Origin of the sequence: Streptosporangium sp. NPDC049078 (genome assembly GCF_040648855.1) — a bacterium.
Lineage (GTDB): Bacteria > Actinomycetota > Actinomycetes > Streptosporangiales > Streptosporangiaceae > Streptosporangium.
The window spans coordinates 112,785-138,956 of sequence record NZ_JBEZEL010000012.1; the positions used below are offsets into that span (position 1 = coordinate 112,785).

20 protein-coding genes are annotated in these 26,172 nt (G+C 70.8%); 6 read left to right on the plus strand and 14 right to left on the minus strand.

Going from position 1 to position 26,172, the window contains the following annotated elements:
• The first annotated feature begins 39 nt into the window (after window positions 1-39).
• Window positions 40-2,016 (plus strand): glycosyltransferase family 2 protein, encoded by a 1,977-nt coding sequence (locus tag AB0B90_RS21680; RefSeq protein WP_350950290.1) that lies wholly within the window; start codon window positions 40-42, stop codon window positions 2,014-2,016.
• Window positions 2,017-2,110: 94 nt separating this feature from the next.
• Here the strand turns inward: AB0B90_RS21680 and AB0B90_RS21685 are convergent, their stop codons facing one another.
• The 7 genes from AB0B90_RS21685 to tnpA all read right to left on the minus strand — a co-directional run bounded on the left by AB0B90_RS21685 (window position 2,111) and on the right by tnpA (window position 10,580).
• Window positions 2,111-3,427 carry a tannase/feruloyl esterase family alpha/beta hydrolase gene (locus tag AB0B90_RS21685; RefSeq protein ID WP_350950289.1) on the minus strand — a complete coding sequence of 439 codons (1,317 nt, stop codon included), beginning with the start codon at window positions 3,425-3,427 and terminating at the stop codon, window positions 2,111-2,113.
• Between the two features lie 149 nt (window positions 3,428-3,576).
• Window positions 3,577-4,620 (minus strand): alpha/beta hydrolase, encoded by a 1,044-nt coding sequence (locus tag AB0B90_RS21690; protein WP_362924305.1) that lies wholly within the window; start codon window positions 4,618-4,620, stop codon window positions 3,577-3,579.
• A 20-nt stretch (window positions 4,621-4,640) separates the two neighbouring features.
• Window positions 4,641-5,963, minus strand: a complete 1,323-nt coding sequence (locus AB0B90_RS21695) for an MFS transporter (protein ID WP_362924307.1) — start codon at window positions 5,961-5,963, stop codon at window positions 4,641-4,643.
• A 186-nt stretch (window positions 5,964-6,149) separates the two neighbouring features.
• Window positions 6,150-7,991, minus strand: a complete 1,842-nt coding sequence (locus AB0B90_RS21700) for a helix-turn-helix domain-containing protein (RefSeq protein ID WP_362924309.1) — start codon at window positions 7,989-7,991, stop codon at window positions 6,150-6,152.
• Window positions 7,992-8,397: 406 nt separating this feature from the next.
• On the minus strand, window positions 8,398-9,144 hold the full coding sequence (locus AB0B90_RS21705; RefSeq protein ID WP_350950285.1) for a 3-hydroxybutyrate dehydrogenase: 747 nt from the start codon (window positions 9,142-9,144) through the stop codon (window positions 8,398-8,400).
• Window positions 9,145-9,472: 328 nt separating this feature from the next.
• Window positions 9,473-9,859, minus strand: a complete 387-nt coding sequence (locus tag AB0B90_RS21710) for a tautomerase family protein (RefSeq protein WP_350950284.1) — start codon at window positions 9,857-9,859, stop codon at window positions 9,473-9,475.
• 292 nt (window positions 9,860-10,151) lie between these two features.
• Entirely contained in the window at window positions 10,152-10,580 is a 429-nt protein-coding gene (tnpA, locus tag AB0B90_RS21715) for an IS200/IS605 family transposase (RefSeq protein WP_362924312.1), read from the minus strand.
• A gap of 23 nt (window positions 10,581-10,603) precedes the next feature.
• Here tnpA and AB0B90_RS21720 point away from each other — a divergent pair, with 23 nt between their 5' ends.
• Window positions 10,604-11,869 (plus strand): transposase, encoded by a 1,266-nt coding sequence (locus AB0B90_RS21720; protein WP_362924314.1) that lies wholly within the window; start codon window positions 10,604-10,606, stop codon window positions 11,867-11,869.
• 46 nt (window positions 11,870-11,915) lie between these two features.
• Here the strand turns inward: AB0B90_RS21720 and AB0B90_RS21725 are convergent, their stop codons facing one another.
• From AB0B90_RS21725 to AB0B90_RS21740, 4 genes are all read right to left on the minus strand, one after another.
• Window positions 11,916-13,307: a class II fumarate hydratase gene (locus AB0B90_RS21725; RefSeq protein WP_350947980.1), complete on the minus strand. Its 1,392-nt coding sequence runs from the start codon at window positions 13,305-13,307 to the stop codon at window positions 11,916-11,918.
• 80 nt (window positions 13,308-13,387) lie between these two features.
• Window positions 13,388-15,064 carry a serine/threonine-protein kinase gene (locus tag AB0B90_RS21730; RefSeq protein WP_362924316.1) on the minus strand — a complete coding sequence of 559 codons (1,677 nt, stop codon included), beginning with the start codon at window positions 15,062-15,064 and terminating at the stop codon, window positions 13,388-13,390.
• Between the two features lie 35 nt (window positions 15,065-15,099).
• Window positions 15,100-16,338, minus strand: a complete 1,239-nt coding sequence (locus AB0B90_RS21735; RefSeq protein WP_362924318.1) for a serine/threonine-protein kinase — start codon at window positions 16,336-16,338, stop codon at window positions 15,100-15,102.
• A gap of 353 nt (window positions 16,339-16,691) precedes the next feature.
• Entirely contained in the window at window positions 16,692-18,344 is a 1,653-nt protein-coding gene (locus AB0B90_RS21740) for a fumarate hydratase (RefSeq protein ID WP_350947977.1), read from the minus strand.
• Window positions 18,345-18,575: 231 nt separating this feature from the next.
• On the opposite strand from AB0B90_RS21740, the gene AB0B90_RS21745 reads away from it, so the two are divergent.
• Window positions 18,576-18,923, plus strand: a complete 348-nt coding sequence (locus AB0B90_RS21745) for a hypothetical protein (RefSeq protein ID WP_362924321.1) — start codon at window positions 18,576-18,578, stop codon at window positions 18,921-18,923.
• On the opposite strand, the gene AB0B90_RS21750 is transcribed toward AB0B90_RS21745, so the two are convergent.
• Window positions 18,829-19,779 (minus strand): DMT family transporter, encoded by a 951-nt coding sequence (locus AB0B90_RS21750; RefSeq protein ID WP_350947975.1) that lies wholly within the window; start codon window positions 19,777-19,779, stop codon window positions 18,829-18,831. The two genes, AB0B90_RS21745 and AB0B90_RS21750, sit on opposite strands and share 95 nt — an antisense overlap.
• A gap of 67 nt (window positions 19,780-19,846) precedes the next feature.
• Between AB0B90_RS21750 and AB0B90_RS21755 the strand changes: the two genes are divergently transcribed.
• Together AB0B90_RS21755 and AB0B90_RS21760 are read left to right on the plus strand one after the other, a co-directional pair.
• Entirely contained in the window at window positions 19,847-21,367 is a 1,521-nt protein-coding gene (locus AB0B90_RS21755) for a PLP-dependent aminotransferase family protein (RefSeq protein WP_350947974.1), read from the plus strand.
• Window positions 21,368-21,874: 507 nt separating this feature from the next.
• On the plus strand, window positions 21,875-22,786 hold the full coding sequence (locus tag AB0B90_RS21760) for a TIM barrel protein (protein WP_350947973.1): 912 nt from the start codon (window positions 21,875-21,877) through the stop codon (window positions 22,784-22,786).
• A gap of 92 nt (window positions 22,787-22,878) precedes the next feature.
• Here AB0B90_RS21760 and AB0B90_RS21765 read toward each other — a convergent pair whose 3' ends face one another.
• Window positions 22,879-24,084, minus strand: a complete 1,206-nt coding sequence (locus tag AB0B90_RS21765) for an MFS transporter (RefSeq protein WP_350947972.1) — start codon at window positions 24,082-24,084, stop codon at window positions 22,879-22,881.
• Window positions 24,085-24,268: 184 nt separating this feature from the next.
• Here AB0B90_RS21765 and AB0B90_RS21770 point away from each other — a divergent pair, with 184 nt between their 5' ends.
• Window positions 24,269-24,871, plus strand: a complete 603-nt coding sequence (locus AB0B90_RS21770) for a DUF1707 domain-containing protein (RefSeq protein ID WP_350947971.1) — start codon at window positions 24,269-24,271, stop codon at window positions 24,869-24,871.
• Between the two features lie 207 nt (window positions 24,872-25,078).
• On the opposite strand, the gene glpX is transcribed toward AB0B90_RS21770, so the two are convergent.
• Window positions 25,079-26,113 (minus strand): class II fructose-bisphosphatase, encoded by a 1,035-nt coding sequence (gene glpX, locus AB0B90_RS21775; protein ID WP_350947970.1) that lies wholly within the window; start codon window positions 26,111-26,113, stop codon window positions 25,079-25,081.
• Window positions 26,114-26,172 lie beyond the last annotated feature (59 nt).

Sequence of the window (26,172 nt, forward strand, 5' to 3'; positions counted from 1 at the left end):
TGATCGCCTCCCGGCGTCCCGCGCCGCACCCTTGGCCGCATGGACGTGAAGGTCAGCGTGGTGGTGCCGGTGCACAACCCCGGTGATGGCGCCGACGCCTGTATCCGGTCGGTGCTGGAACAGTCGATGGCCTCCGAGGACTACGAGGTCATCTTCGCCGACGACGGCTCCGACGACGGGATCCAGCAGCGCCTCGACACCCTGGCCGCGGTGCGGTCGAACGTCAGGGTGCTCCACCTGGAGCGGACCGGCTCGCCGATGCGCGGCCGCAACCTCGCCCTCATGGTCGCCAGGGGCGAGTACGTCTACCTGCTGGACCAGGCCGACCGCCTGGAGAGGGACGCCCTGGAGCGGATGTACGCGCGGGCCGTGGAGACCGGGGCCGACATCCTCCTCGGACGGCTGATCAACGACCGGAGGCCGTCCTCCGCGGTCTTCGACGCCGACCGCGAGAACGCCGACATCGTGCGGGACCGGCTGCTCACGCTGCTCACCCCGCACAAGCTCTTCCGCAGGGCCTTCCTCGACGCGGAGGCGCTGAACTTCTCCGACCCCGGCGGCCTCCTGGCCGAGCAGACCTTCGTGCTCCGCGCCTATCTGCGGGCCGAGAACATCGTCGTCATGGCCGACGGGGTCTGCTGCCACGTCACCGAGCGTCAGGAACCGCCGCAGGACCCCTACGTCTGGGCCGCGGAGCTGCGCGAACTGCTCGACGTCATCGACGACGAGGTCCCAGAAGGCCGTCGGCGCGACCGGATGTACGCCCAGTGGTTCCGCGGCGCGGTGCTGCGACGGCTCGGCGGGAACCGGTTCGTCACCTCCTCCGCGGATCGGGCGGTCACCTTCACGACCCTGCGCGAGCTGGTCGTCCAGCGCTTCCCCCCGCGCCTCGACCTCCTGCTGCCCGTACCGCTGAGGGTCCGTGCCGCACTGCTCCGCGCCGGCAGGCTCGACCAGCTCGTCGCGCTGGCCGGAGCCATGCGCGGCGTCCACCTCCAGGCCGACCTCGACGACCTCGCCTGGGACGACGGCGCGCTCACCCTGCGGCTCACCGTGGAGATGACCCAGGCCGACGGCACCCCCATGCGCTTCGTCCCCTACGGGGAGGGCGGCCTGCTCTGGGAGCCTCCCGTCCCCCTCGACGGGCTCCGCCTGCCGCCCGAGATGGCCGACGTCAGCCAGGCCGCGGCCAAGGCGCGGTTCGAGGTCTACGTCAGACACGAGGACACCGGGACGATCCACTTCCTGCCCTCGGACTGTTCGATGACCCGCTGCCGTCACCGCAACGGGGTCAGGCTCCAGATCACGGGCACCGCCCGGCTGGACATCGACTCGGCGGCCATGGACGGACCGCTGCCGCCGGGACTGTGGGAGATACACGTGCGCATGTACGGCGGGGTGCAACAGGCGAGCACCCGGGTGACGGGGTCGCCGCTGAACTGCACGGGAATGGTCGCCGACTGCTCCAGGCGGCTCGTCGTCCCCTGGTGGTCCGACAGGGGGGAGCTGGGGATCTGCGTGGAACCCCGCTCGTTCCCCGAGTCGATCGTCCTGGTCTCACCGGGTACGACGGTGATCAGGCAGCGCAAGCACGTCTTCGTCGTCGTGCCCGTGCCCTACGTGCCGCCGAGCGGAGGGCCGCCCGCGGAGCTGGTGTTCCGCCAGGCCGAAGGCAGGGAACGCGAGGTGACCGCGCCCGCGCTGGTCGAGCCCGGTGTCCCGGGGGAGCTGGCGGGACGGCTGATCGCCAAGATCCCGACCAGGCTCGCGTACCGGGAGGGGTTCCTCGCGCCGGGGATCTGGGCGCCGTTCCTGCGGGTCGACGGCGAGGAGACCGGGCTCCGGTTCAAGGTGGAGATGAACCGCGGTGGCCGGGTGGAGATCCGTAAATCCGCCGCCGCCGAGCCCTCCGAGCCCTGGTACCCGCTGCTGAAACGGGTCGCGCTGCGGATACCGCTGGTCAGGAACGCGGTCCGGGTGACCAAGAGCGTCCAGCGGCGCTACATGCTCAACTGATCCGGCCCGGCGCCGCACGGCCCGTCGGGGCTGTGCGGCGCCGGGCCGTCATACGGGTCCGGGTCGGTGTGTCCGGCGGTTCAGGGGAGTGGGGTCACGCTCTCAGCCGGCACTCGTTGGGCAGGTCACCGGTCGAGGGCCTCGGCAGCGTCGCGCTCGGCGGCGGGTTCTGCCCACGCTCCACCCAGCTCTCCAGGGTCTCGAAGGCGCTGCGGAAGCACGGCAGCAACGGGCGGAGCTTGTCGGGGTAGGAGGCGTAGAGGCTGTCCACGTGGGTGCCGTCGGTGATCCGGTAGTAGCGGAACGGCCGGCGGTCGCCGACCATGTCCGCGTAGACGTCGCCGGAGCGGGAGATCGGCAGCAGCGTGTCCAGCGTGCCGTGGATCGTGATCAGCGGCTTGCCGATCCGGCCGGTGAGCCCGATCTTCCGCACCGCCGCGTACGGCTTGCGCGCGTCGTAGTCGTAGTCGGCGTCGCAGGCCGGGGTGCCCGAGGAGCAGAAGGGCGTGCCCGCGTCGGTGTCGCCGTCGAAGGAGGGGTCGAGTTCCTCGCGGTAGACGCGCTGGGTCAGGTCCCAGTAGTACTGGTGGTGGAACGGCCACAGGAACTCCGAGCCACGGGCGAAACCCGCGTCGTACATCGCCTGGGTGTCACCCGCCGGATAGGCCCGCAGCGCCGGAGGCAGGTAGTTGAGCAGGTTGTCGCCCTTGACCCGCCAGAGCGTGCCCTCCCAGTCGATCCCGCCGTCGTAGAGCCAGGACCGGTTCTCCAGCTGCCAGCGGACCAGATATCCGCCGTTGGAGATGCCCGCGGCGTAGGTCCGCTTGGGAAGCCTGCCGTAGCGCTGCGCGACGACGGCCTTGGCCGCGATCGCGATCTGCGTGACCCGGTCGTTCCACTCGGCCACCGCGTCACCGGGCTTGCGGCCGTCCTTGTAGAAGGTGGCGCCGACGTTGCCCTTGTCCGTCACCGCGTAGGCGTACCCCTTGGCCAGCGCCCAGTCGGAGACGGTGAAGTCGTTGGCGTACTGCTCCCGGTTGCCCGGGGTGCCGGTGACCACCAGCCCGCCGTTCCAGTCGTCCGGCAGCCGCAGGACGAACTGCGAGTCGTGGTTCCACCCGTGCGTCGTGTTGAAGGTCGAGGTGTCGGGGAAGTAGCCGTCGATCTGGATGCCGGGCACGCCCTTCGGGTTCACCGCCCCCGCCGGGTGCAGGCCCGCCCAGTCGGCAGGGTCGGTGTGCCCCGAGACGGTCGTGCCCGCCGTCGTGAGGTCGTCCAGGCACGCCTTCACCTGGTGCTCGGCCCCCGGCACCGTCACCCGGTCCAGCTTGGCGCAGTGCGCCGGTGCGGTCCCCGCACTCGCCGCGGGCGCCCCGGCGAGGACCGTCAGCAGGGCGAGCCCGACAGCCACGACCCCCGCCAACAAACCTGTGAGGCCGCGCCGGCGACTGGACTGAGGAGAGGGAGGTCGTGAGGAACGAGCGGCCTTCATCGACGAGGGAAGGAGTCGGGTAAGAGCGGCCTCACCGCGACGCGCAGCGTCGCCATTGATACTGCTACTCATGGTCGGCTCCGCTTCAGGTGGTCGGAGAGGGCGGCGCGGAACTCGGCGGGCCGCTCGATGTGCGGGCTGTGGCCGCAGTCCAGGACGACCTCGGTGTACGGGCCGTACCGCTCCAGGACGGTGCGGGTCTGGGCGACCATCGGCTGCGCGGGGGTGCCGGGCGAGCCGGGGACGGCCCCCAGGGCGCCCAGGTGGGCCAGGTCGAAGAGCGAGGTGTCGGAGATGATCACGTCTGCCTCGCCCCGCACCCACAGGATCGGCGGCTTCGGGTCGATCGTGTGCAGGTCGTCGAGCCGGAAGTGCGTCGGGGCGAACGAGTTGAGCACGCCCCGCGTACCGGGGCGGACCCCCGGCCACTCCTCCGACGCCACCGCGTCGCCGGGGTAGTGGTCCTCGCCGACCCTCGTGGACAGCAACGACGCGACCAGGGCGTCCTCGTCCTCGATCACCGTGCCGGGCTTCACGTACGTGGTGCGCATCACGTTCCTCGGCGAGACCGGGGAGTCGCCGGAGGTGTCCCCGGCCGCGAGCAGCTTCACGAAGTCGGGGTTGGCCGCGCCCGCCCCGGAGCCGGTGCCGTCGGGGTGGTTCAGCACGCCGTCGGGGCCGTGCGTGCCGCCGAAGCCGTACGGGGAGACCGGGTTGACGAGCGTCACGCTCCGTACGGCGGCCGGCCGGTCGCGCAGCGCCTGCAGCACGACGCCGCCGCCCATGCTCCAGCCGACCAGGTGCACGCCGTCCAGCCCGAGGGCGTCGAGGAGGGCGAGCACGTCGTCGGAGTAGTCCCGCAGGCCGCGGGTGGCGTCGACAGGGGCGGGCTCGGTGTCGCCGAAGCCTCGCAGGTCCACGGCGAGCGGCCGATGGCCCGCCTCGGCCAGGGCGAGCAGCGTGGCCCGCCAGAAGGCGGCGCTCGACACGTTCCCGTGCACGAACAGCACCGTCTCGCCGCTCTCCGAGGTGTTCTCCGAGGCGCTCCCCACGACCGACAGGACATTCTGGGTGATCCGGCCGGTGGGCACCGGTCGGTTCTCGATGTGCATCAGACGTCTCTCTGTACGGTTCAGCGGGTGGTGGTCTTGGCCTCGTCGGGGGTGCCGATGGTGACGAGGTCGCGCCCCCTGGTCTCGCGCGAGACATACACGGTGATCAGGGTGAGCACGGCGGCTCCGGCCACGTACAGCATGATCGGGAACGCCGACCGGTAGGTGTCCAGCAGGGCGACCGCGATCAGCGGGGCGAGGGCGCCCGCGACGATCGAGGCGAGCTGCGAGCCGATCGAGACGCCCGAGTAGCGCATCCTCGTCGCGAACAGTTCGGAGAAGAACGCGGCCTGCGGGCCGTACATCGCGCCGTGCAGGATCAGTCCGACGGTCACCGCCAGGGTGACCGCGGCGAAGCTCTTGGTGTCGATCAGCGGGAAGAAGGCGAAGGCCCACAGCCCCACCCCGGCGGCGCCGATCAGGTAGACGGGCCTGCGGCCGAGCCGGTCGGAGAGCGCCCCCCACATCGGGATCGAGACGAAGTGGATGGCCGACCCGATCAGTACCGCGTTGAGCACGAGGGGCTTCGGCAGTCCCGCCTGTGCCGTCGCGTAGACCAGCACGAACGCGGTGATCACGTAGTAGGAGACGTTCTCCGCGAAGCGGGCGCCGATCGCGATGAGGACGTCCCGCCAGTGGTATCTGAAGACGTTCACGATCGGCAGGGACGGCGCGGGCTCGGCGTTGGCGACCGCCTGCTGGAAGACCGGCGACTCGCTGATGGAGAGCCGGATCCACATGCCGACCAGTACCAGGACACCGGACAGCAGGAACGGGATCCGCCAACCCCAGCTCACGAACGCCTCGTCCGTCTGGACCGCGGCCAGCACCGCCAGCACGGCGGTGGCGAGCAGATTGCCGCCGGGGGCGCCGGCCTGCGGCCAGGAGGCCCAGAAGCCGCGGCGCGCGGCGTCGCCGTGCTCGGAGACGATCAACACCGCGCCACCCCACTCGCCACCGAGGGCGAAGCCCTGGACGAGCCGGAGCAAGGTCAGCAGCAGCGGTGCCGCCATGCCGATCGCCGCGTGGGTCGGCAGGCAGCCGATCAGGAAGGTCGCCCCGCCCATCAGCAGCAGACTGATCACCAGCAGCTTCTTACGGCCGAGCCGGTCGCCGAAGTGCCCGAAGACCAGCGCGCCCAGCGGGCGGGCCACGAAGCCCACCGCGTAGGTCAGGAACGCCAGCAGGGTGCCCGTCAGCGGCTCCGACTCGGGGAAGAACAACTGCGGGAACACCAGCGCGGCGGCCGAGCCGTACAGGAAGAAGTCATACCACTCGATCGTGGTGCCGACGAGACTGGCACCGACGATCTTTCCGATGGGGGTACGGGTTTTCTCTGCCATCTCACTCACCAGGGGAAGTCGCTGTTGGGGGGATTTCGGCTACCGTACGTAGTGACCGGCGTCACTCCTATGGGTACGACCGCCATAGCCGACAGGTGCTCTATGTGGACGTGTGCGGCGGCCCTCCGCGAGTCGGTGTGGCCCGGCCTGGCCTGACGGGTCCCGGCACGGTCCGGCGCGGCCCGGTCAGCCGCTGAGACGGTGCAGGCGCAGGGCGAGCTGGACCTCCAGCGCCCTGTCGGGGCTCTGCCAGTCGTCGCCGAGGAGCTGGCCGATCCGGTCCAGGCGCTGGGTGACCGTGTTGACGTGGATGTGCAGGGCCTCGCTCGTCCGCGACAGCGAGCCGCCCATGCCGAAGTACGCGGTGAGGGTCTGCACCAGAGCGGTGCCCCTGCGGGCGTCGTAGTCGATCACCGGGCCGAGCACCGAGGTGAGGAACGCCCCGATGTCGCGTCCCTCACCGACCAGCAGCCCGACGAAACCCAGCTCCCTCGCGCCGGCACCCTCCCCGGCCCTCCCCAGGGCCACCAGGGCGTCGGCGCAACGCTGCGCCTCCCGGTGCGCCGCGGCCACCTCGGCGGTGCCGCGCACGGGCCCTCCGGCGCCCGCCGTGGCCGGATGGCCCAGTGAGGCGCTCAGCTCGGTCGCGACCCGTTTGGCCAGCGGCCCCGGCCGGTCCCCGGGGAGCATCAGGACCACCTCGTCGCCGCGCTGCGCGGCGAGACCGTGGTGCATCGCCGCCTGGGAGGACGCCCAGAACGCGGCACGCTCCCGCCCACCGCCGTGGCGCACCACGACCACCACATGGTCATAGTCCAGATTCACCCCGACCCGCCGGGCGCGGTCGGCCAGGCCGTCGAGCGCGGGCCGCGAGATCAGGTCGTCGAGCAGCTCACCCCTGACCCGGCCCTCCGCCTCGGCCACCGTACGCCTGAACAGCAGCAGCAACGCGGTCACCAGCGCGGCCCGCTCCAGGATGCGCTGGTCGGCGTCCGACACCTGGCCGCCGCTGCGCAACACCAGTGTGCACAGCGGCTCCGCGCCCACGTCCACCGACGCGACCAGCAGATCTCCCTGCCGTACACCGCGCCCCAGCGCCCTCGACGAGCGCGCGGCGTCCGCGATCGCGTCCTTGCCCAGCGCGCCGTCCTCCAGGACGCGCGCGTCCCCGGCGATCGGGCGCCCGGCGTCGTCGAGCACCGCGAGCGAGCCGCCGAGCACCTCCGTCACCACCGCCGCCACGTCCTCGACCCCGCCGCCGCGCAGCACCAGGCCGGTCATCCGGTCGTGCGCGAGCGCAGCGCGCTCCACGGCCTGGCTGTGCGCGCTCACCTGCCGGTTGGCCTCGCTGAGCTCCTCCAGGGCGTGCCTGGTCTCCTGCAGCAGCCGGGCGTTGTCGATCGCCACCGCCGCGTGCGCGGCCAGCGAGCCCAGCAGCACGACCTCGTCCTGGGTGAAGGGCCGTACGCTCCGGTTGGCCGCGAACAGCACCCCGATCACCCGCGCGCCCAGCTTGAGCGGCACGCCGAGGATGGCGACCAGCCCTTCCTCAAGCACCGCGTCGTCGATGTCGGTCTTGTGCCGGAAACGCTCGTCGGCGAAGTAGTCGGCGGTCGAGTACGGGGTGGCGGTCTGGGCCACCAGCCCGCCGAGCCCCGCGCCCATGGCGAGCCGCAGCGCCCGGAACTTCGCCGACACCGAGCCGTCGGTCACCCGCATCCAGGTGTCGCCCCGCTCGGGGTCGTGCAGCGTCATGTAGGCGGCGTCCGTGCCGAGCAACTGCCTGGCCCGGTGCACGATGGCCTCCAGGACGGCGTCCAGGTCCCGCAGCCCGGCGAGGTCGCCCGCCGTGTCGAACAGCGCCGACAGCTCCGCCTCACGCTTCGCCCTGCGCCTCAGCAGCGCCCGCACCCTCAGCGCGGCGAGCTTGGCCTCCTCCAGCTCCGCCAGCGCCTCCGCGCCGATCCCGTCGGACCTCGCCGCGAGAACGGGTCCCTCGAACTCGACGGCCGAAGCCTCCCTGGCCAACAGCTCGAGAAAGATCTGTGTTGTTTGGCGCTGTGTTGTTGGCGACGCTGACGCGTCGCGGTTCGGCCGCTGTGTTGTTGGCGACGCTGACGCGTCGCGGTGAGGCCGCTCTTGTCCGGCTCCTTCCCTCGTCGAGGAAGATCGCTCGTTCCTCACGACCTTCCTCTCCTCAGTCCAGTCGCCGGCGCGGCCTCACGGGTAGTCCCACCACCAAGGACGCTGGGGCATCGCGGTGAGGCTCTTCCTGTCCCGCTCCTTTTCTCGTCGCTCATCCGCTTCCCTCGTGTTTGTTTGCGGCGCTGGTGCGTCGCGGTGAGATCGCTCGTTCTTCGCGACCTCTTCTCCTCAGGCCGGTGGTCGGCGAGGACTCATGGGTTCATTGCGATGTTAGGTGGCTTTGCGGGGGTCAGCGGGCGGTCCAGCCGCCGTCTATGGGGAGGGAGGTGCCGGTGACGAAGGAGCCGTTCGGGCCGCAGAGGTAGGCGACGAGTTCGGCGACCTCCTCGGGTTCGATCAGCCGTTTGACGGCGGCGGGGGCGAGCATGATCTGCTCGATCACCTCGTCTCTGCCGATGCCGTGGGTTCCGGCCTGGGCGCCGATCTGGTTCTCCACCAGGGGGGTGCGGACGTAGGCGGGATTCACACAGTTGGAGGTGACGCCGTGGGGGGCGCCCTCCAGGGCGATCGTCTTGGACAGCCCTTCGAGGGCGTGCTTGGCGGTGACGTACGCCACCTTGTAGGGCGAGGCGCGGAGGCCGTGGACCGAGGAGATGTTGACGATCCGGCCCCAGCCGCGTTCGTACATTCCCGGCAGGACCTCCCTGACCAGCAGGAAGGGCGCCTCCACCATCACTTTGAGGATCTTGGAGAACACCTCTGGGGGGAACTCCTCGATCGGGGCGACGTGCTGGAACCCGGCGTTGTTCACCACGATGTCCGTACCGGGCGGGATCGCCCGTACGAAATCCGGTTCCGACAGGTCCGCGACGACGGGTGTGCCCGAGATCTCCGCGGCGACCTTCGCCGCCGCCTCGGGGTCGATGTCGACCACCAGCACGTGTGCTCCGGCCGCGGCCAGCCGGTGCGCGCAGGCACGCCCGATCCCGCTGCCCGCTCCGGTCACCACGGCTCGCCGACCCGCTAGGTCAATCATGCTGCCGAATCTAGGCAATGACCCGAATCCTGGCCCATGTCGCCCACCTCCACACTCCACCGTACGTTTATGTGGCGGATATCCGCCTGCCCGGTCTCGTCCCGTCGCCCGGCTCGGGACATCTCGGTGACGGAGGGCGCGAAGCGGGTCACCGTCCCGGAAGCCATCGCGTGAGAAGCGATCGCCTCGCGTACCTTTTCGGCGAGCGAGACGAACGTGAACATTCAATGATTCGTTGTCTCGCTCGCTTTGGCCGCTGAGGGGGATCCGGTCGTACGGACGACGGGAACGGTTTCCCGGTGCGGGTTCGTGGAAGGGCGCTCGGCTCTCAGACGGTGACCGGGTAGGTGAGCGTGAGTTCGTCGCCGGGGAGGCCGCGGATGCCCCAGTTGACCTTGGGGGACTCCATGATCACGATCTCCAGGTCCTCGGCGGGGAGGTCGAGGGCGTCACCGACCTCGGTGAACAGGGCGCGGATCAGCGCGCGTTTGGCCTCGTCCGTCCTGCCGCTGAAACAGACGATCTCCACGATGAGATACCGCTCGCTCCGCTGCGGGCAGATCATGTCCTCGGCGTCCAGCAGCAGGAACCGGTGGAACCGCTTGTCCTCGGGGAGCCGCCAGACGTTCACCAGACAGCCGTGGACGGTGTCGGAGATCTCCTGACGCCGGTCGGACCAGGCGTCCCTGCGACCGTAGAACTTGATCTGGGTCATGTTGCCGAGTCTTCCAGGAAGCCGATCTACGACGCCAATCGGGGAGCCGGTTCGCGATCGTGCCGGTTCGCCGGCGTTCCCGGTCGCGATCGCGCCGGTTCGTGGCCGGTGGCCGGGGGTGCCGGGGCACGTGCCGGAGTGGTCATCGGTCCGCGGGGGGGGCTGGGCGCGGGCGGTGACCGGCGGCCGGGGCGGTCTACCGAAATGCGGGCCGGTGCTCCGGCCTTCAGGCCGGGGGTGAAGGCCCGCGCGGGAGTGCCCGCCAGGGCGCGAGCGTGCCTTCACCCGCAGGTCACAGTGGGCGTTGCTGCTGCTCGATGTACTGCTTGAGTACCGTGAGCGGTGCACCGCCGACTGATCCGGCGAAGTAGGACCCGGACCAGAAGTGTCCACCCCACAGGTACTCGCGGACATGCGCGGCATACTCCTTGCGCAGGAGCCGTGCCGAGACGCCCTTGAGACTGTTGACCAGTTTGGACAGGGCGACCTTCGGCGGGTAGTGGATCAGCAGATGGACATGGTCGTGTTCGCCGTTGAACTCACGCAACTCGACCTCGAAGTCCGCGCACACCTCCCGCATGATCTCCTCGCAGCGGGCCAGCATCTCGTCCGTGAACACCCCCCGCCGATACTTAGTGACGAACACCAAGTGCGCATGAAGGTTATAAACGACATGACGTCCCGTCCGGACATCGGGGTTCGGATTCCAGCGCGGTGACATAAACCAAACGATACGATCACGGTGTGGAGTTGGTGAAGCAGACCCGGGCGCACAAGGCGCGTCTGGACCTGAACGCGGCACAGGTGGCCGTGCTGGACGGTCAGGCGCACACCGCTCGCACCCTGTGGAACCTGCTGCATGAGTACTTCACCTTCCGCCAAGGCCGGTTTGCGAGGTTGAAGGAGTGCGACGCGGCGATCCGGGCGGCCCGCCACGAGATCGACTGGATGGGCCAACTACCCGCCCAGGCCGCCCAAGCCGTACTGAAGACCTATCGGCAGGCGTGGGCGAACTTCTTCAACCCCGACCATCCCGCCCAGCGGCCCACCTTCAAGGGCCGCCTGCGCTCCCGGTTGACCGTGGACGTCCCCCAGGCCCGCGATTTGCAGATCAAGCGGATCAACCGGCGCTGGGGCACGGTCAACCTGCCCAAGGCCGGGCGGGTCCGGTTTCGATGGACCAAGGACCTGCCCGGCCTCACCAAGGGTGGCCCCGCCGGGCGGATCACCGGAGCCCGCCTGGTCAAGGAAGCCGACGGCTGGCACATCGTGTTCCGGGCCGAACGCCACGTGCCCGCCCCCGCCCGCCACCTTGGCCCGCAGGTCGGGATCGACCAGGGAATCACCGTCGCCCTGGCCCTGTCAGATGCCACCATGCGCGAACACGGCCCCTGGCTCACCAGCGGCCAGAGAGAACACCTGCGCCGCTTGGAGAAGAAGTCCGCCCGCCAGCGCCGCACCCGCCCCCCCGGCCGGCTCACCTCCAAACGGCTGGCCCGCACCTACAACCAGATCGCCAAGGCCCGCGCGACAGCCAAGCGCCGAGCCGTCGACTGGCAGCACCAGACCACCACCGAACTCGCCGACACCTTCAGCGTGATCAAGGTGGAAGACCTGAAGATCAAGAACATGGTCCGCTCCGCCAGGGGCACCATCGAAAACCCCGGCAGGAACGTCGCACACAAGGCCGGGCTGAACCGCTCGATCGCCGGAGAAGCCTGGGATCGCACCGTCACTCTGCTGGAGTACAAAACCCGCGACCGGGGCGGGCAGGTCGTCAAGGTCCCCGCCCCTGGCACGTCGCAGACCTGCCACCAGTGCGGCCACCGCGACGCCGCCAACCGCGACAAAACCAGGTTCGCGTGCCTCAACCCTGATTGCGGGTGGGTCGGCCATGCCGACACCAACGCCGCGATCAACATCAACAACGCCGACGGAACGCCGGTGTCAGGACGTGGAGACCTCGGGGCTACCCGGTCTGCGAAGCGTCAACCCCCGCGCGCCGCTTAACCGCGACGCGACGGGAGAATCCCCAGCCTTCAGGCCGGGGAGGAGTTCAAGAGGGGGGCCGGGTCATGGAGAGGACGTCGAGCAGTTCGTCGAGCCGTTCCTCGGTGAGGGTGCCGTTGGCGACGTGGCCGCGCTCGATGACGACCTCACGGATGGTCTTGCGCTCGGCCAGGGCCTGCTTCGCTATCTTCGCGGCCTCCTCGTACCCGACGTACGGGTTGAGCGGGGTGACGATCGACGGCGACGACTCCGCGTACTCGCGCATGCGGTCGACGTTGGCGGTGATGCCGTGTACGCACCGGTCGGCCAGTAGGCGGGAGGCGTTGGCGAGCAGACGCACGGACTCCAGGATGTTGCGCGCGATGACCGGGAGCATCACGTTGAGCTCGAACGTGCCGGAGGCGCCGGCGAAGGCGATGGCCGCGTCGTTCCCGATGACCTGGGCGGCGACCATGGTCACCGCCTCGGGGACGACCGGGTTGACCTTGCCCGGCATGATCGACGACCCGGGCTGCAGGTCGGGCAGGTTGATCTCGCCCAGTCCCGCCCGGGGGCCGGAGCCCATCCAGCGCAGATCGTTGGCGATCTTGTTGAGCGAGATCGCGACCGTGCGGAGCTGGCCGGAGAGTTCGACGACGGCGTCCCTCGCGCCCTGGGCCTCGAAGTGGTCGGGAGCCTCGGAGAACGGCAGCCCGGTGGTCTGGCGCAGCTTCTCGATGACCTTGGCCGCGAAGCCGGGCGGGGTGTTGACGCCGGTGCCGACCGCCGTACCGCCCAGGGGCAGCTGGGTGAGGTGCGGGAGCGCGCTCCGCACCCGCCCGATGGCGTTGTCGATCTGTGTGGCGTACCCGCCGAACTCCTGTCCCAGCGTGACCGGGGTGGCGTCCATCAGGTGGGTGCGCCCGGCCTTGACCACGCCGTCGAACTCCAGCGACTTGTCCCGCAGCGCGGTGGCGAGGTGTCGCAGCGAGGGGATCAGGTGGTACGAGACCTCGGTGGCGGTGGCGACGTGGATGGAGGTGGGGAACACGTCGTTGGACGACTGCGAGGCGTTCACGTGGTCGTTCGGGTGGACGGGACGGCCGAGCCGCTCCTCGGCGAGGGTCGCGATCACCTCGTTGGCGTTCATGTTGGAGGAGGTGCCGGAGCCGGTCTGGAAGACGTCGACGGGGAACTCGCCGTCCCACTCGTTCTCCGCGACGTCGGTGGCGGCCTCGGCGATCGCCTCCGCCAGCTCCTTGTCGATCACCCCCAGCTCCGCGTTGACCTCGGCGGCGAGCGCCTTGATCAGGCCGAGGGCCGAGATGTGCGGGATTTCCAGTCCGCGCCCCGAGACGGGGAAGTTCTCCACCGCCCGCTGGGTCTGCGCCCGCCATTTCGCCCCCGCGGGAACCCGTACCTCGCCCATCGAGTCATGCTCGATCCGATACTCGCTCATGACCCCAGTCTGCGTCCTGAGGAGGAAATCAAACGGCGGGTACGGGGTCGCCCTCGCGGGGCGTTCTCGGAAGGGGGGTCTCAGAAGATGGCGGCCACCGCGAGGATCATGATCACCACGAGGGCGATCGCCGCCACGCCCATGAGGACGAGGACGCCGATCCGGGTCTTCTCCGACGGGGGCTTCCTCGGCCCGGGGCGGCCGGGGTCGGGCTGGGCGTTCTGCCCCGCGATCGCGAACAGGTCGGTGCCCAGGCCGGGGGAGCGGTAGGCGCCGTCCGACGCCTCGGGGCCCGGCGGACGCCAGGGCTGTGCGGGCACCGGCCCCGGCTGGTCGGGGGGCGGGTTGCCGGGGACGAGTCTCAGCGGAGGGGGCGCCTCCGCCCCCGGGCCTCCCGCGCCGGGCCTCCCGAACTCCGGAGTGACCGGCGGGAAGCCGTGTGGCGGGGTGGCGGAGAGATCGGCTCTGCCGCTCACGGGGAACCCGTGGGGCGGCGTCGCCGACGCCTCGGCTCCCGGCTCCGCGAAGGCCGTCTCGTCGTCCGGTTCCTCGAACGCGCCCGGCCTTCCGAAGGCGCCGGGTCCCCGGGCGACGGGGGTTCCGAGACCGGGAGGGCCCTGCCGTCTCGCGGCCGGATCGCCCGGCTCTCCGAAGGGAGGACGGTCGGGGTAGGGCGAGGTCGTCGGGCGGCCGGAGGCCGCCGGGGACGGGGCGGCGGGCGGTGTGCCGCCGGGGATGCGCAGGCCGTCCTTGGGGCGGATGACCATCACGGTGCGATTGGCGTCGAATTCCTCGGCGTCGTCCTCGGGGTCCTCGTCGGCGCCCGGGGCATCCCCGATGTCCGCCGGGAAAGGGGCCGCGGAGGCCGAGGGGGACGGCGTGGGAGGGGGCGTGGCGGGCGCGGGGGCCGGTGGCAGGGAGTCCGCGAGGTGCGAGGGGGTGTCGGCCACCGCCCGCAGCAGTGCCCCCGCCTGGGCGGCTGTCAACCGCGCCGTGTGGTCCTTCTCCAGCAGCTGTTCGAGCACCGGGCGGAGCGGCCCCGCCTGGGTCGGCGGGTCGACCTGCTCGCTCATCAGCGCGGCCAGGGTCTCCGCCACGGAGGCCCGCTCGTAGGCCGGGCGGCCTTCGACCGCGAAGTACAGCGTGGCGCCGAGGGACCACAGGTCCGACTCGGGCCCGGTGTGCTCGCCGCGGGCCCGCTCGGGTGCGGTGTATCCGGGGGAACCGATCACCATGCCGGTCTTGGTGAGGCTCGTGTCGCCCTCCGCCTTCGCGATGCCGAAGTCGGTGAGGACCACCCGGCCGCTCTCGGTGATGAGCACGTTGCCGGGTTTGACGTCACGGTGCAGGACCCCCTGGGCGTGGGCCGCGCGGAGCGCCCCCAGCAGGTCGGCCCCGATCTCGGCGACGAGGCGGGGTGGCAGGGGCCCCTCCTCCTCGATCACCTGCTCCAGGGAGCGCGCCTGCACGAGCTCCATGATGATCCAGGGGCTGCCGTCCTCGACGATCGCGTCGTGGACGGTGGCCACCGAGGGGTGGCTGATACGGGCGGCCGTACGACCCTCGCGGATCATCCGCTCCCGAAGCTCGGCGCGTTGCGCCTCGCTGAGGCCGGGCTCCTGACGGATCTCCTTGATCGCGACCTCACGGCCGAGGGAACGGTCGTGGGCTTTCCAAACGGTGCCCATCGTGCCTCGGCCGAGCGGCGCGATCAGCTCGTAACGGTCCGCGAGCACACGCGTCTGCTGTTCCGGCATGAGAAGAAGATAGCCATTCCACCTTGAGAAGCGCTTTACCCGCGCTTACGGAGTTCCCTCGGCCAGAGAAGACGTGGGAGGACCAACCTTATAAAGGGCGTCATAAAACGGACAAGTGGCCGATAGGTTGGCGAAATCTCCACCGGCTTCCGATGGACCCCCTCACCGGGGCGCCGGTGCGCCCGGAGTTGGGGTGTCGGCCCGGACGGAGGTCCCGACGGCGGTGGGGGCGTCCCCGGCGACGAGGGGCGCGGTGCCGGAGGCGGCGCGGAGCCGACCCGGTGCATCCCGCGGTGCTGGGAGCGGCGGCTGAACGGCGGGGCCGACGCGCCGTCGGACCCGCTCGCGGACGACCTGACGTTGAATCCGCCCGTGGACGACCTGCCGCCGGACCCGCTCGCGGGAGGCCTGACGTCGGGTCGTGCGGACGGCCTGGAGAAGGACTCCTCGACCAGCCCGCCGGCCGCCACCCTGGCGAGCATCATCAGGGCACGTCCCGCGTCGAGCCGGGCGTTCGGGTCGATCGTGAGGAGGCCGCGCAGCACCGGCGTCAGCGGTCCGGCCCGCTCCATGGGGATCGGCTCGCCGCTGGTCAGCGCGGCGAGCGCGGCGGCGGCCGTACGACGCCCGTGCAGGCCCCGGCCCTCGACGGCGGTGTAGAGGGTCGCGCCGAGCGACCACAGGTCGCCGGCCGGGCTGGCCTTGGCGCCCAGCACGCGCTCGGGGGCGATGTATCCGGCCGAGCCCAGCACGATGCCCGCCTGGGTGATCGACACGTCTCCTTCGAGCGCGGCCAGGCCGAAGTCGGTGAGCACGGCCCGGTCGTCGGTCACCAGGACGTTGCTCGGCTTCACGTCGCGGTGGAGGATCCCCTTGGCGTGCACGGCGCGCAGCGCCCCCAGGACCTGCCTGCCGATCTCCGCCACCTGGCGGGGCGGCAGCGGGCCGTGGTCCTGGAGGAGTTGCTCCAGCGACCTGGCGCGGAGCAGCTCCATCACGATCCAGGGGCGCTCGTCCTCGGTGACGACGTCGAAGACCGTGATGACGGAGGGGTGGGCGACCATCGCGGTCGCGCGCCCCTCGCGCTCGGTCCTGGCGCACAGTTCGGCGCGGAGCTCCTCGTCGAGGATCACGGGAAGGCGAACCTCTTTGACGGCCACCTCGCGGTTGAGCAACTCGTCGTGTGCACGCCAAACAGTGCCCATGCCGCCGCGCCCAACCGGTTCGGACAACCGGTAGCGCGCTGCGAGAAGGTATCCGGGCGGCGCACGCATGTGGTGCAGCTTACCGATTTGCGTAATGCGACCAGTAGAGACAGGCCCGAATCTTCTTGCCAACTTGAGTCAGATTTTCAGGCTTGTAACTGTTAGGAAACAATGAGTGACATCTGTTGGATTGGCTGGACTCGACGGCTTCTCTCCGTAGTCGGACCGCACGTTGCGGTGAAGGGGGTTGTTCTCGTCGGGAGTGGTGGCCGACGGAACGATGGTCCCGCCAATGATGGTTGCGGCCGTCGTTCCCGAGGTGTCACGCACACCGCCGCACGGCGCTCCGACGTCGAGCTCGTCGACCTCGGGCGCCTGTACGGCGGGTCCTGACCCTCGGCGTCCCGCGAGGGGGTGTGTGGTCAGCGGCGGCCGATGGTGAGGACGGGGCCGGTCGAGTCGGCGAAGAAGTCTTCGCCCTTGTCGTCAACGACGATGAACGCGGGGAAGTCCTCGACCTCGATCTTCCAGACGGCCTCCATGCCCAGCTCGGGGTATTCGAGGACCTCCACCTTCTTGATGCAGTCCTGGGCGAGGCGGGCGGCGGGGCCGCCGATGGAGCCGAGGTAGAAGCCGCCGTGGGCCTTGCACGCGTCGGTGACCTGCTTGGAGCGGTTGCCCTTGGCGAGCATGACCTTGGAGCCCCCCGCCGCCTGGAAGCGTTCGACGTAGGAGTCCATGCGCCCGGCGGTGGTGGGACCGAAGGAGCCCGAGGCGTACCCCTCGGGGGTCTTGGCGGGGCCGGCGTAGTAGACCGCGTGGTTCTTGAGGTACTCGGGCATCTCGCCGCCCGCGTCCAGGAGCTCGCCGATCTTGGCGTGGGCGATGTCGCGGGCGACCACGAGCGGGCCGGTCAGCGACAGGCGGGTCTTGACGGGGTATCTGGTCAGCTCGGCGAGGATGTCCGCCATCGGGCGGTTGAGGTCGATCTTGACGACGTCGTCGGAGAGGTGGTCGTCGGTGGTCTCCGGCAGGAACCTCGCCGGGTCGGTCTCCAGCCGCTCCAGGAAGACCCCCTCGGGGGTGATCTTCGCCAGGGCCTGGCGGTCGGCGCTGCAGGAGACCGCGATGGCCACGGGGCAGGAGGCGCCGTGGCGGGGGAGACGGATGACGCGGACGTCGTGGCAGAAGTACTTGCCGCCGAACTGGGCGCCGATGCCGAGCTTCTGGGTGAGCTCGAAGACCTTGGCCTCAAGGTCGGTGTCGCGGAAGCCGTGACCAGAGGGGGAGCCGGAGGTGGGGATGGAGTCCAGGTAGCGGGCGCTGGCGTACTTGGCGGTCTTCAGGGCGAACTCGGCGGACGTGCCGCCGACGACGATCGCCAGGTGGTACGGCGGGCAGGCGGCGGTCCCGAGCGAGCGGATCTTCTCCTCCAGGAACTGGAGCATCCGCTTCTCGTTGAGCACCGCCTTCGTCTCCTGGTACATGAAGGACTTGTTGGCGCTGCCGCCGCCCTTGGCCATGAACAGCAGCTTGTACTCGTCGGGGTGGCCGCCCGGGTCCTCGGCGTAGAGCTCGATCTGCGCGGGGAGGTTGGAGCCGGTGTTCTTCTCCTCCCACATGGTGAGGGGGGCCATCTGGGAGTAGCGCAGGTTCAGGCGGGTGTAGGCGTCGTACACCCCGCGGGAGATGTGCTCGCCGTCGGCGCCGTCGGTGAGCACGTGGCGCCCGCGCTTGCCCATCACGATCGCGGTGCCGGTGTCCTGGCACATCGGGAGCACGCCGCCCGCCGAGATCGAGGCGTTCTTCAGCAGGTCGAGGGCGACGAAGCGGTCGTTCCCGCTCGACTCGGGGTCCTCGATGATCTTGCGGAGCTGGGCGAGGTGGGACGACCGCAGGTAGTGGGAGATGTCGTGGATCGCGTTCTCGGTGAGCAGCCGCAGCGCCTCGGGCTCGACCTCGAGGAACCTGCGTCCGGCGGCCTCGACGACCCGTACCCCCTCGGTGGTGATCAGGCGGTATTCGGTCTCGTCCGGTCCCAGGGGAAGCAGGTCGGTGTAGTCGAACTCGGGCATCGTCGTCGATCCTCCGTGCGGGCGCCGTTTTCCCTAGAGGGTACGGCCTCGTGTTTCGCGCTCGGCCTCCGCGGTCGGGTTGCGCGCGGCCAGGCGGACATATGAGATGAAAGACACATATTTAGGGCAAGTGTTGATGACCTATGCGTCTTTTATGGCTATCTGTCCGAATTCAAGGAGGAGGCTGGAAAGAGCCGGATCGAGCGTCCGGCGGAAGCGGGGAGACAGACGATGAACATCGGAAACACCATCATGCTGGCGATCGTGGCCCTCTTCGTGGTGGCCGGTCTCACCGTGTCACTGATCGCGATCACGCTGACGAGCATCAAGGAGACCGGCGGACGCGTTCCCCAGTGGCCGGTGAGCTGGCCGGAACCTCCGCTCACCCTCCCTCCGCAGAAGCCCGGCACCGCCTCCGGGCCGGCGAGCCTGCCCTCGCAGCTGGTGACCCTGCACCCGCGGGACGGGGAGACCGTGTGGCGGGTCAGCCTGCCCCAACGGGTCGAGATTCCCCGGCAGCGGGTCGCCTCGTCCCGGTCGGCCGACGTGCCCTCGCAGCGGGTGAGCCCGCTGAGCTGAGGCCGATGACGATGCCGGCGACGACGAGCGCGGCGCCGAGCAGGTCGGGTGCCGAGGGTGCGCCGAGGCCGAGGACCGCGCCGGTGGCGATGGCGCCGACCGGGATCAGCCCGGCGAACAGTCCCGCGGTCGCCGGGCCGAGCCGGGGCAGGGCGTCGTACCAGAGGAAGAACGCCACGCTCGTCACGATCAGCGACTGGTAGCCCAGACCCGCGAGTTCGGGCGCCGTCGGCACGCGGATCATCGCGGTGCCGTCCACGAGCAGCCCGGTGACCACCAGCATCGGCACGGCCAGCGTCACCGAGTACGCCGAGACGCGTACCGCTCCCAGCTTCGGCAGCAGCGGGATGGCGAGCAGGGAGAAACAGACCTCGCAGCCCAGCGCGCCCAGCGACCAAAGCAGCCCGGTCAGGTCGCCGCTGCCGAGTCCGGTCGCCACCGTCGCCCCGGCGACGACCACCGCCGCCGCCCCGACGAGCCGGGGCGAGGGGCGTCCGCCGATCAGGGCGAGCGCGAGCGGTACGGTGCCGAGGACGGTCCCGACCAGGGCCGGACCGCCGTGCCGGGTGGCCTCGATCACGCACACGTTGAAGATCACCAAACCGGTGAGGGAGAGCGCCGCGAGCAGCGCCGTCTCACGGGGGGTGAGGCGGACGAACCGCAGCCCCGCGAGCCGGGCGACGGCGAGCAGGATCACGGCCGCGAGCAGGTAGCGCAGGGCCTGGCCGCCGTGGACGGGATACTCCCCGATCACCCCTGAGACCCCCGCCAGGGTGCCCACCAGGAACATCGCCGTCGCGGCCTCGACCGGGCCGCGCCATCCCCGCCGGGCGGCGGTGCTGACATCCACGTTCATGTGCGAAATGCTAGGAAATCAATGGCACCCCTGTCGGGTCCAATCCAGCGGTGAAACAGAGGACCAATTGGCGGACCTGCACATCGTCGTCGACCGGGCGGCGGGCGGTGTCGCCGCCCAGATCGCCCGCGAACTCCGCGAGGCGGTGCGGCGCGGGCGGCTGGCGGCCGGGGCGAGGCTGCCCGCCAGCCGCGAGCTGGCGCGGGATCTCGGGCTCTCTCGCGGCGTGGTGGTCGAGGCGTACGAGCAGCTCGTCGCCGAGGGTTTCCTGATCTCCAGGATCGGGGCGGGAACCACCGTGGCACCCGCCGCGAGCCGTCCCGCGCCCTTCGACGGTCCTTCCCCGACGCCGCCGGGCCGGCCGCGCGCGAAGGCACGCACCCCCCGCGCGCAGGAGAGCGTTCGCGGGGAGGAGAGCGGTCGCGGGCCGTACCGGGGGCGCCGTTCCACCGCACCCGACCTGGGGGCGTTCCCCAGGCAGCGGTGGCTGGCCTCGATGAGGAGGACGCTCGCCACGCTGCCCGCGGAGGCCCTCAACTACGGCGACCTCGGCGGTGTCCCGGCGCTGCGCGAGGAGCTGGCCGCCTATCTCGGGAGGGTGAGGGCGGCCGACGTGAGCCCGGACAACCTGGTGATCGTGGGCGGGGTGGCCCAGGGGGTGAGCCTCACCGTCCAGGCGCTCGCGGGCAGGCTCCCCCGAGCCGGCTCCCCCCACGATCTCGGCTGGTTCGTCCGGCGGGCCGCGAACCCCGTGCCGCCCCCCGGCCGGATTCGGCTCGCGGTCGAGGATCCGGCGGGGGCGCGTCAGCTCCCTCTGCTGCACGCCGCCGGCGCCGACCTGGTCGCCGTCCCCGTGGACGGCGAGGGCGTCGACGTCGGGGCGCTGGCCGCGACCGGAGCGCGGGCGGTGCTGCTCACGCCCGCGCACCAGTATCCGACGGGGGTCGTGCTCTCGCCCCGCCGCCGCGCCGAGCTGATCGAGTGGGCCGTCGCGACCGGCGCGGCGATCCTGGAGGACGACTACGACGCGGAGTTCCGCTTCGACCGCGACCCGGTGGGCTGCCTGCAGGGGCTGGCGGCCGACCGGGTGATCCTGATCGGGAGCGTCAGCAAGTCCCTCGCCCCCGGCCTCCGCCTGGGCTGGGTGGCGGCCCCGCCCGAGATCGCCGGATCGCTGCGGCTGGCCCGCGGCGAGCTGGACCTGGGATCACCCGTCCTGGAGCAGTACGTCCTGGCCGACTTCATCACGACCGGCGACTACGACCGGCACCTGAGAAGGATGCGCCGGGAGTACCGCGCCCGCCGCGACGCCTTCACGCTCGCCCTCGGCGAGCACCTTCCCGAGATCACCGTGTGGGGTGTCTCCGCCGGGCTCCACCTGCTCGCCGAGCTGCCGCGTGACTGGGACGAGGTGGCGGTGGCGGAGACGGCCCAGGAGTACGGGCTGGCGGCCGAGCCGGTGGGTCCGATGCGATACGCCCCGGGTCCGCCCGCACTGGTGATGGGCTTCGCCCGTCTGCCCGTGCACCGCGCCGACGCGATGGTCGGTGCCCTCGCGGACGCCCTGCGCCGCTGGGTCGCCCCGTGATCCGTGCCCTCGCGGGAACCCGGCCGCCGGTGCCACCGAGGTCGGCGGCCGCGATCCGGGTCCTCGTGGAAACCGGCCCGGCCGTCTCGCGATCCGCCTCCCGGTGGGTGCCGCGCGCCGCTGAGCAGCCCTACGACGACGCCTCCCACCTGTGGATACGCCGTCCGGTGGACGTCGCCCACTGCCCGATGGATCGTCCTGATGTCCTGACAAATTCTTGACGGCTTCCCGGTCCTCACCTAGAACTGGGGATCAACCGCTTTCCTCTCCGAAAGGCACAATGCGTGTTGGATCATCGGGAATCCGCAGAATTAACGCGTTTCCCAGCGTGGTCCGGGGGGAAGCGGAGAGTCACCGCACCGCTGAGGACACCCTCGTGGCGCCCTGCCTCGCCGAGGCCGCGGAACCCTCCCGGCGCGAGGGGCGTCCGGTGCGCGACACGGAGGTGATTATGTGAGAAGAGGCGATCCTGTGAGAGAGTCCGGCTCCGCCGTCGAAGGAGCCCCGGTGCGAACGGCCGGCGCGCCCATCTCCTGGGGGGCCTGCGAGGGCCCGGGCTGGGGGCGGCAGCCGGATCGTTCTCAGGTGCTCGCCGAGATGAGAGAGCTCGGCCTGACGGCCACCGAACTCGGCCCCGCAGGGTTCCTGCCGCCCTCGCCGACACACTGCCGCTCCCTGCTCGCGGAGTACGGGCTGCGCGCGGTGGGCGGGTTCGTCCCCGTCGTCCTGCACGAGGCCGACCACGACCCGCTCCCGATCGTCCGGGCCGCGATGCGCGCCTTCATGGACGGCGAGGTGGACGTGGTCGTGCTCGCCGCCTCCACCGGTGGCGAGAGCCACGACGCCAGGCCGGAGCTGGACGCCGTCGCCTGGAAGACCCTCACGGGCAACCTGCGCCGGATCCTCAAGAACGCCAAGGAGTTCGGCCGGACCGTCACCCTGCACCCGCACATCGGAAGCGTGGTGGAGAACCGCGAGGAGGTCCAGCGGGTGCTCGACGACAGCTCGATGCCGCTGTGCCTGGACACCGGCCATCTCCTCGCGGGCGGCACCGACCCCGCCGAGCTGGTCTCCCACGCCGCGGAACGGATCGCGCACGTCCACCTCAAGGACGTGGACGCCGCGATGGCCGAGCGGGTCAGGGCGGGCGAGCTGACCCACACCCGGGCCGTGAGAAACGGCCTCTACCGCCCGCTGGGCGAAGGCGACGTGAACCTCCCCGCCGTCGTCGGCGGCCTGACGGCGGCCGGGTACGACGGCTGGTACGTCCTGGAGCAGAACATCGTGCTGGAGCCTGCCGGCGGTGGTTCCGATGCTCCCAGGGAGCCCGGTGGTTCCGGCGAGCCCATGGAGAACGTCCGCGAGAGCCTGGCGTACCTGAGGAAGCTCACCGGCGACGAGAGCGGCCGACCGGGCTGACGACGAGGGCCGACGAGGTCCGGGCGAGCCTCGTGCGGCAGGAGGCGACGGCGAACCGCCCAGGCCGGGCCGGCCGATCACCGGGACCGGGGTCACGGTCGTTCGGCGGGCTCCTGCGGGCCTCTCCCGGGGCTGCCTTCGTCCGAGGGTTCCAGGTCGGGCTGGAAACCCCTGGCGAGGAACACGATCAGGGCCACCAGGACGGCCGCCGGTACGAACGCCACCCGGACGCTCACCAGGTCGTTGAGCGTCCCCACCACGGCGGCACCGACGAGGAAGCCGACGTAGTTGAACATGTTGACCCGCGCGATCGCGGTCTCCGCGCCGGCGCCCAGCCGTCCCGCGGCCGAGAACGACTGCGGGGCGATGACGGACAGCCCGACGCCGATCAGGCCGAACGACACGACGGCCACCGTGACGCCGGGCGCGACGACGACTCCGAGCGTGCCGACGGCCGCGATCACCGCGCCCACGCGGACCACCGGCGCCGGCCCGTACCTGCGTACGGCGAGGTCGCCGGGGACCCGCGCCAGCAGCATGGTCGCCTGGTAGACGAGGTAGGCGAACGGCACCAGCCAGCCGCTCGCCGCCAGCGCCTTCTCCATGTAGACCGTGCTGTAGTTGGACACCGCCGCGTCGCCGACGTACAGGAACGCCATCGCCAGGCAGAGCGGGATGATCGGCCGCCACGGCACCCGGGCCGTCACGTGCCCGGCCCGCTCACCGGCCCTCTCCTCCCGATGTCCGTAGAGCCGGGGGAGCATGACGACCGAGATCACCGCGCCGATCAGCACCGGGACGGAGAAGGACCAGCCCAACTCGACGCCGAGCGCGCTGAAGGCGGAGTTGAACCCGGCGCCCAGCATCGAGCCGATGCTCCACACCGCGTGGAAACCGGTCAGCACGCTCATGCCGTACCGGCGCTCGACCGCGACCGCCTGCATGTTCATCGCCGCGTCCACCGCGCCGACGAACAGGCCGAACGCGGCGCTGAGGACGTACAGCCCGGCGAGCTGCCCGTTCCAGCCCATCAGCACCACGGTGGCGCAGACGCCGACCTGGGCGATCCGCAGGACCGGGGCGCTGCCGTACCGGCTCGCCAGGAGACCCGCGACCGCGCTGCCGACCCCGGCGATCACCGGTACGAGCAGCAGGACCAGGGTGAGGTCGCCGTCGCTGAGCCCGAACCTGTGCTGGAGGTCGATCACATGGGTGAGCAGGGTGGCGAAGCAGAGACCCTGGACGAAGAACGCCGCCCAGGTCGCGACGCGCGCCTGCCTGTCACGTGGGGTCGGCATGACGACCTCCGGGAAACATGAGGGGGATTCAAGTTTCCGTCAGGTTATGGGCGAGGTACCCGGTGGTCAATGGTTGATGATCTACTGGTTTTCGCCGGCCCGTCGCGCCGGACGTTCCGGCTCACGGGGCATGTCGGCGCACTCGCGCCGCTGCCGGAGCCCGCGCAGGGATTATGGTCGAAGGGTGGAGAGTCCCCGTCCCCCCGCCGTCCGCCATACCGGTCCCCAGCCGCGCCCCGCCGACCTGAGAGCCGGAGACGTCGACCGCGAGAGAGTGGCCGCCGTACTGGCCGACGCGCTCGCCGACGGGCGTCTCGACCACGCGGAGTACGACGAGCGCACCGAGGCCCTCTATCGCGCCCGCACGCTGGGAGAGCTCTCCGCGCTCACCGCCGACCTGCTCCCGCCCGAGGCGCAGCCGCTGCGCACCGACGTCCGCCCGGTGGCGGCGTTCTTCGGCTCCGAGGAGCGTTCCGGCCGATGGGTGGTGCCGACCCGGTTCACGGCCACCGCCATCTGCGCGAACGTCAAGCTCGACCTGTGTGACGCGCTGCTGCAGTCCAGCCACGTGACCCTGCACGTCACCGTGATGGGCGGCACCCTCACCCTGATCGTCCCCGAGGGCGTGCGGATCGAGATGCCCGCCTCGTCGTACATGGGGGGCAAGAAGAACCAGGTCCCCGCCTCCCCCGACGGGCCGGTCATCGAGATCACCGGCGTCGTCACGCTGGGGAGCATCGTGGCGAAGTCTCCCAAGCGCCCCCGCCGCTCCTGGTTCCGCCGCTGACACCGTTCCCGGGTCGGCGGCGGACGCCGTTTTCCTGGTCTTTCCTGATCCTTTCGGGCTTTTCCCGGCCGCGATCGCTCTTCCGCCGCGCACTCCTCACCGGAAACCCTTCGCCGAGATCCCTTCACCGGGAGCCCTCGGCCGGAGGGCGCCCCGCTGAGGGCGATCCTCGGCCGAAGGGGAATCCCGGCTCCGGCGTCCCGGCTCTCAGCTGGCGCTGTCGAAGTTGATCGCGCTGTAGGCCCGCAGCTTCCAGAGCTGGTGCTCGCTCTCGATCTTCCGTATCGTCCCCGAACGACCGCGCATCACCAGGGAACTGGTGATGGCCCTCCCCGCGCGGTAACGGACGCCCTGCATCAGCTCGCCGTCGGTGATGCCGGTGGCCGCGAAGAACACGTCGTCGGACCTGACCAGGTCGTCGGTGCTCAGCGTGGCGTCGAGGTCGAGGCCCGCGTCCAGCGCCCGGCGGCGCTCGGCGTCGTCCTGCGGCCAGAGCCTGCCCTGGATGACACCGCCGAGGCACTTGAGCGCGCACGCGGCGATGATGCCTTCCGGGGTGCCGCCGATGCCGAGCATCAGGTCGACGCCCGTGCCGACCCTGGCCGCCATGATCGCACCGGCCACGTCGCCGTCGGTGATGAGCCTGATCCTGGCCCCGGCCTCCCGGATCTCCTGGATGATCTTTTCGTGGCGGGGCCGGTCCAGGACGACCACGGTCACATCCGAGGGCACGCCGCCCTTGGCGCGGGCCACCGCGGCGATGTTGTCCGCCACCGGCGCGTTGATGTCGACCGACGAGGCGGCCTCGGGGCCGGTGACCAGCTTGTCCATGTAGAAGACGGCCGAGGGGTCGTACATCGAGCCGCGCTCGCTGACCGCGATCACCGAGATGCCGTTGGGCATGCCGAGCGCGGTGAGCCGGGTGCCGTCGATCGGGTCCACGGCCACGTCGCACGCCGCGCCACTGCCGTCACCCACCTGCTCGCCGTTGTAGAGCATCGGCGCGTTGTCCTTCTCACCTTCGCCGATCACCACCACACCGCTCATGGACACCGTATTGATCAACTGGCGCATCGCGTTCACCGCGGCGCCGTCGGCGCCGTTCTTGTCACCTCGTCCTACCCAGCGGGCACCGGCCATCGCGGCCGCCTCCGTGACCCGGACCAGTTCCAGAGCGAGGTTGCGATCGGGTGCGTGTTCTCCCGTGGCGAGGGCGTCGGGAACGGACGTCTCATCGGACATGGTGGGAAACCCCTCTCGTGTCAATGCAACGATCGTAGTTGGCCCCCCTCTGACCGGTC

Bases quoted from the DNA above. Each gene is read 5' to 3' on its own strand.
- AB0B90_RS21680 (WP_350950290.1), top strand. From the start codon at position 40: ATGGACGTGAAGGTCAGCGTGGTGGTGCCGGTGCACAACCCCGGTGAT.
- AB0B90_RS21690 (WP_362924305.1), bottom strand. From the start codon at position 4,620: ATGCACATCGAGAACCGACCGGTGCCCACCGGCCGGATCACCCAGAAT.
- AB0B90_RS21695 (WP_362924307.1), bottom strand. From the start codon at position 5,963: ATGGCAGAGAAAACCCGTACCCCCATCGGAAAGATCGTCGGTGCCAGT.
- AB0B90_RS21705 (WP_350950285.1), bottom strand. From the start codon at position 9,144: ATGATTGACCTAGCGGGTCGGCGAGCCGTGGTGACCGGAGCGGGCAGC.
- AB0B90_RS21710 (WP_350950284.1), bottom strand. From the start codon at position 9,859: ATGACCCAGATCAAGTTCTACGGTCGCAGGGACGCCTGGTCCGACCGG.
- tnpA (WP_362924312.1), bottom strand. From the start codon at position 10,580: ATGTCACCGCGCTGGAATCCGAACCCCGATGTCCGGACGGGACGTCAT.
- AB0B90_RS21725 (WP_350947980.1), bottom strand. From the start codon at position 13,307: ATGAGCGAGTATCGGATCGAGCATGACTCGATGGGCGAGGTACGGGTT.
- AB0B90_RS21730 (WP_362924316.1), bottom strand. From the start codon at position 15,064: ATGCCGGAACAGCAGACGCGTGTGCTCGCGGACCGTTACGAGCTGATC.
- AB0B90_RS21735 (WP_362924318.1), bottom strand. From the start codon at position 16,338: ATGCGTGCGCCGCCCGGATACCTTCTCGCAGCGCGCTACCGGTTGTCC.
- AB0B90_RS21740 (WP_350947977.1), bottom strand. From the start codon at position 18,344: ATGCCCGAGTTCGACTACACCGACCTGCTTCCCCTGGGACCGGACGAG.
- AB0B90_RS21745 (WP_362924321.1), top strand. From the start codon at position 18,576: ATGAACATCGGAAACACCATCATGCTGGCGATCGTGGCCCTCTTCGTG.
- AB0B90_RS21750 (WP_350947975.1), bottom strand. From the start codon at position 19,779: ATGAACGTGGATGTCAGCACCGCCGCCCGGCGGGGATGGCGCGGCCCG.
- AB0B90_RS21765 (WP_350947972.1), bottom strand. From the start codon at position 24,084: ATGCCGACCCCACGTGACAGGCAGGCGCGCGTCGCGACCTGGGCGGCG.
- glpX (WP_350947970.1), bottom strand. From the start codon at position 26,113: ATGTCCGATGAGACGTCCGTTCCCGACGCCCTCGCCACGGGAGAACAC.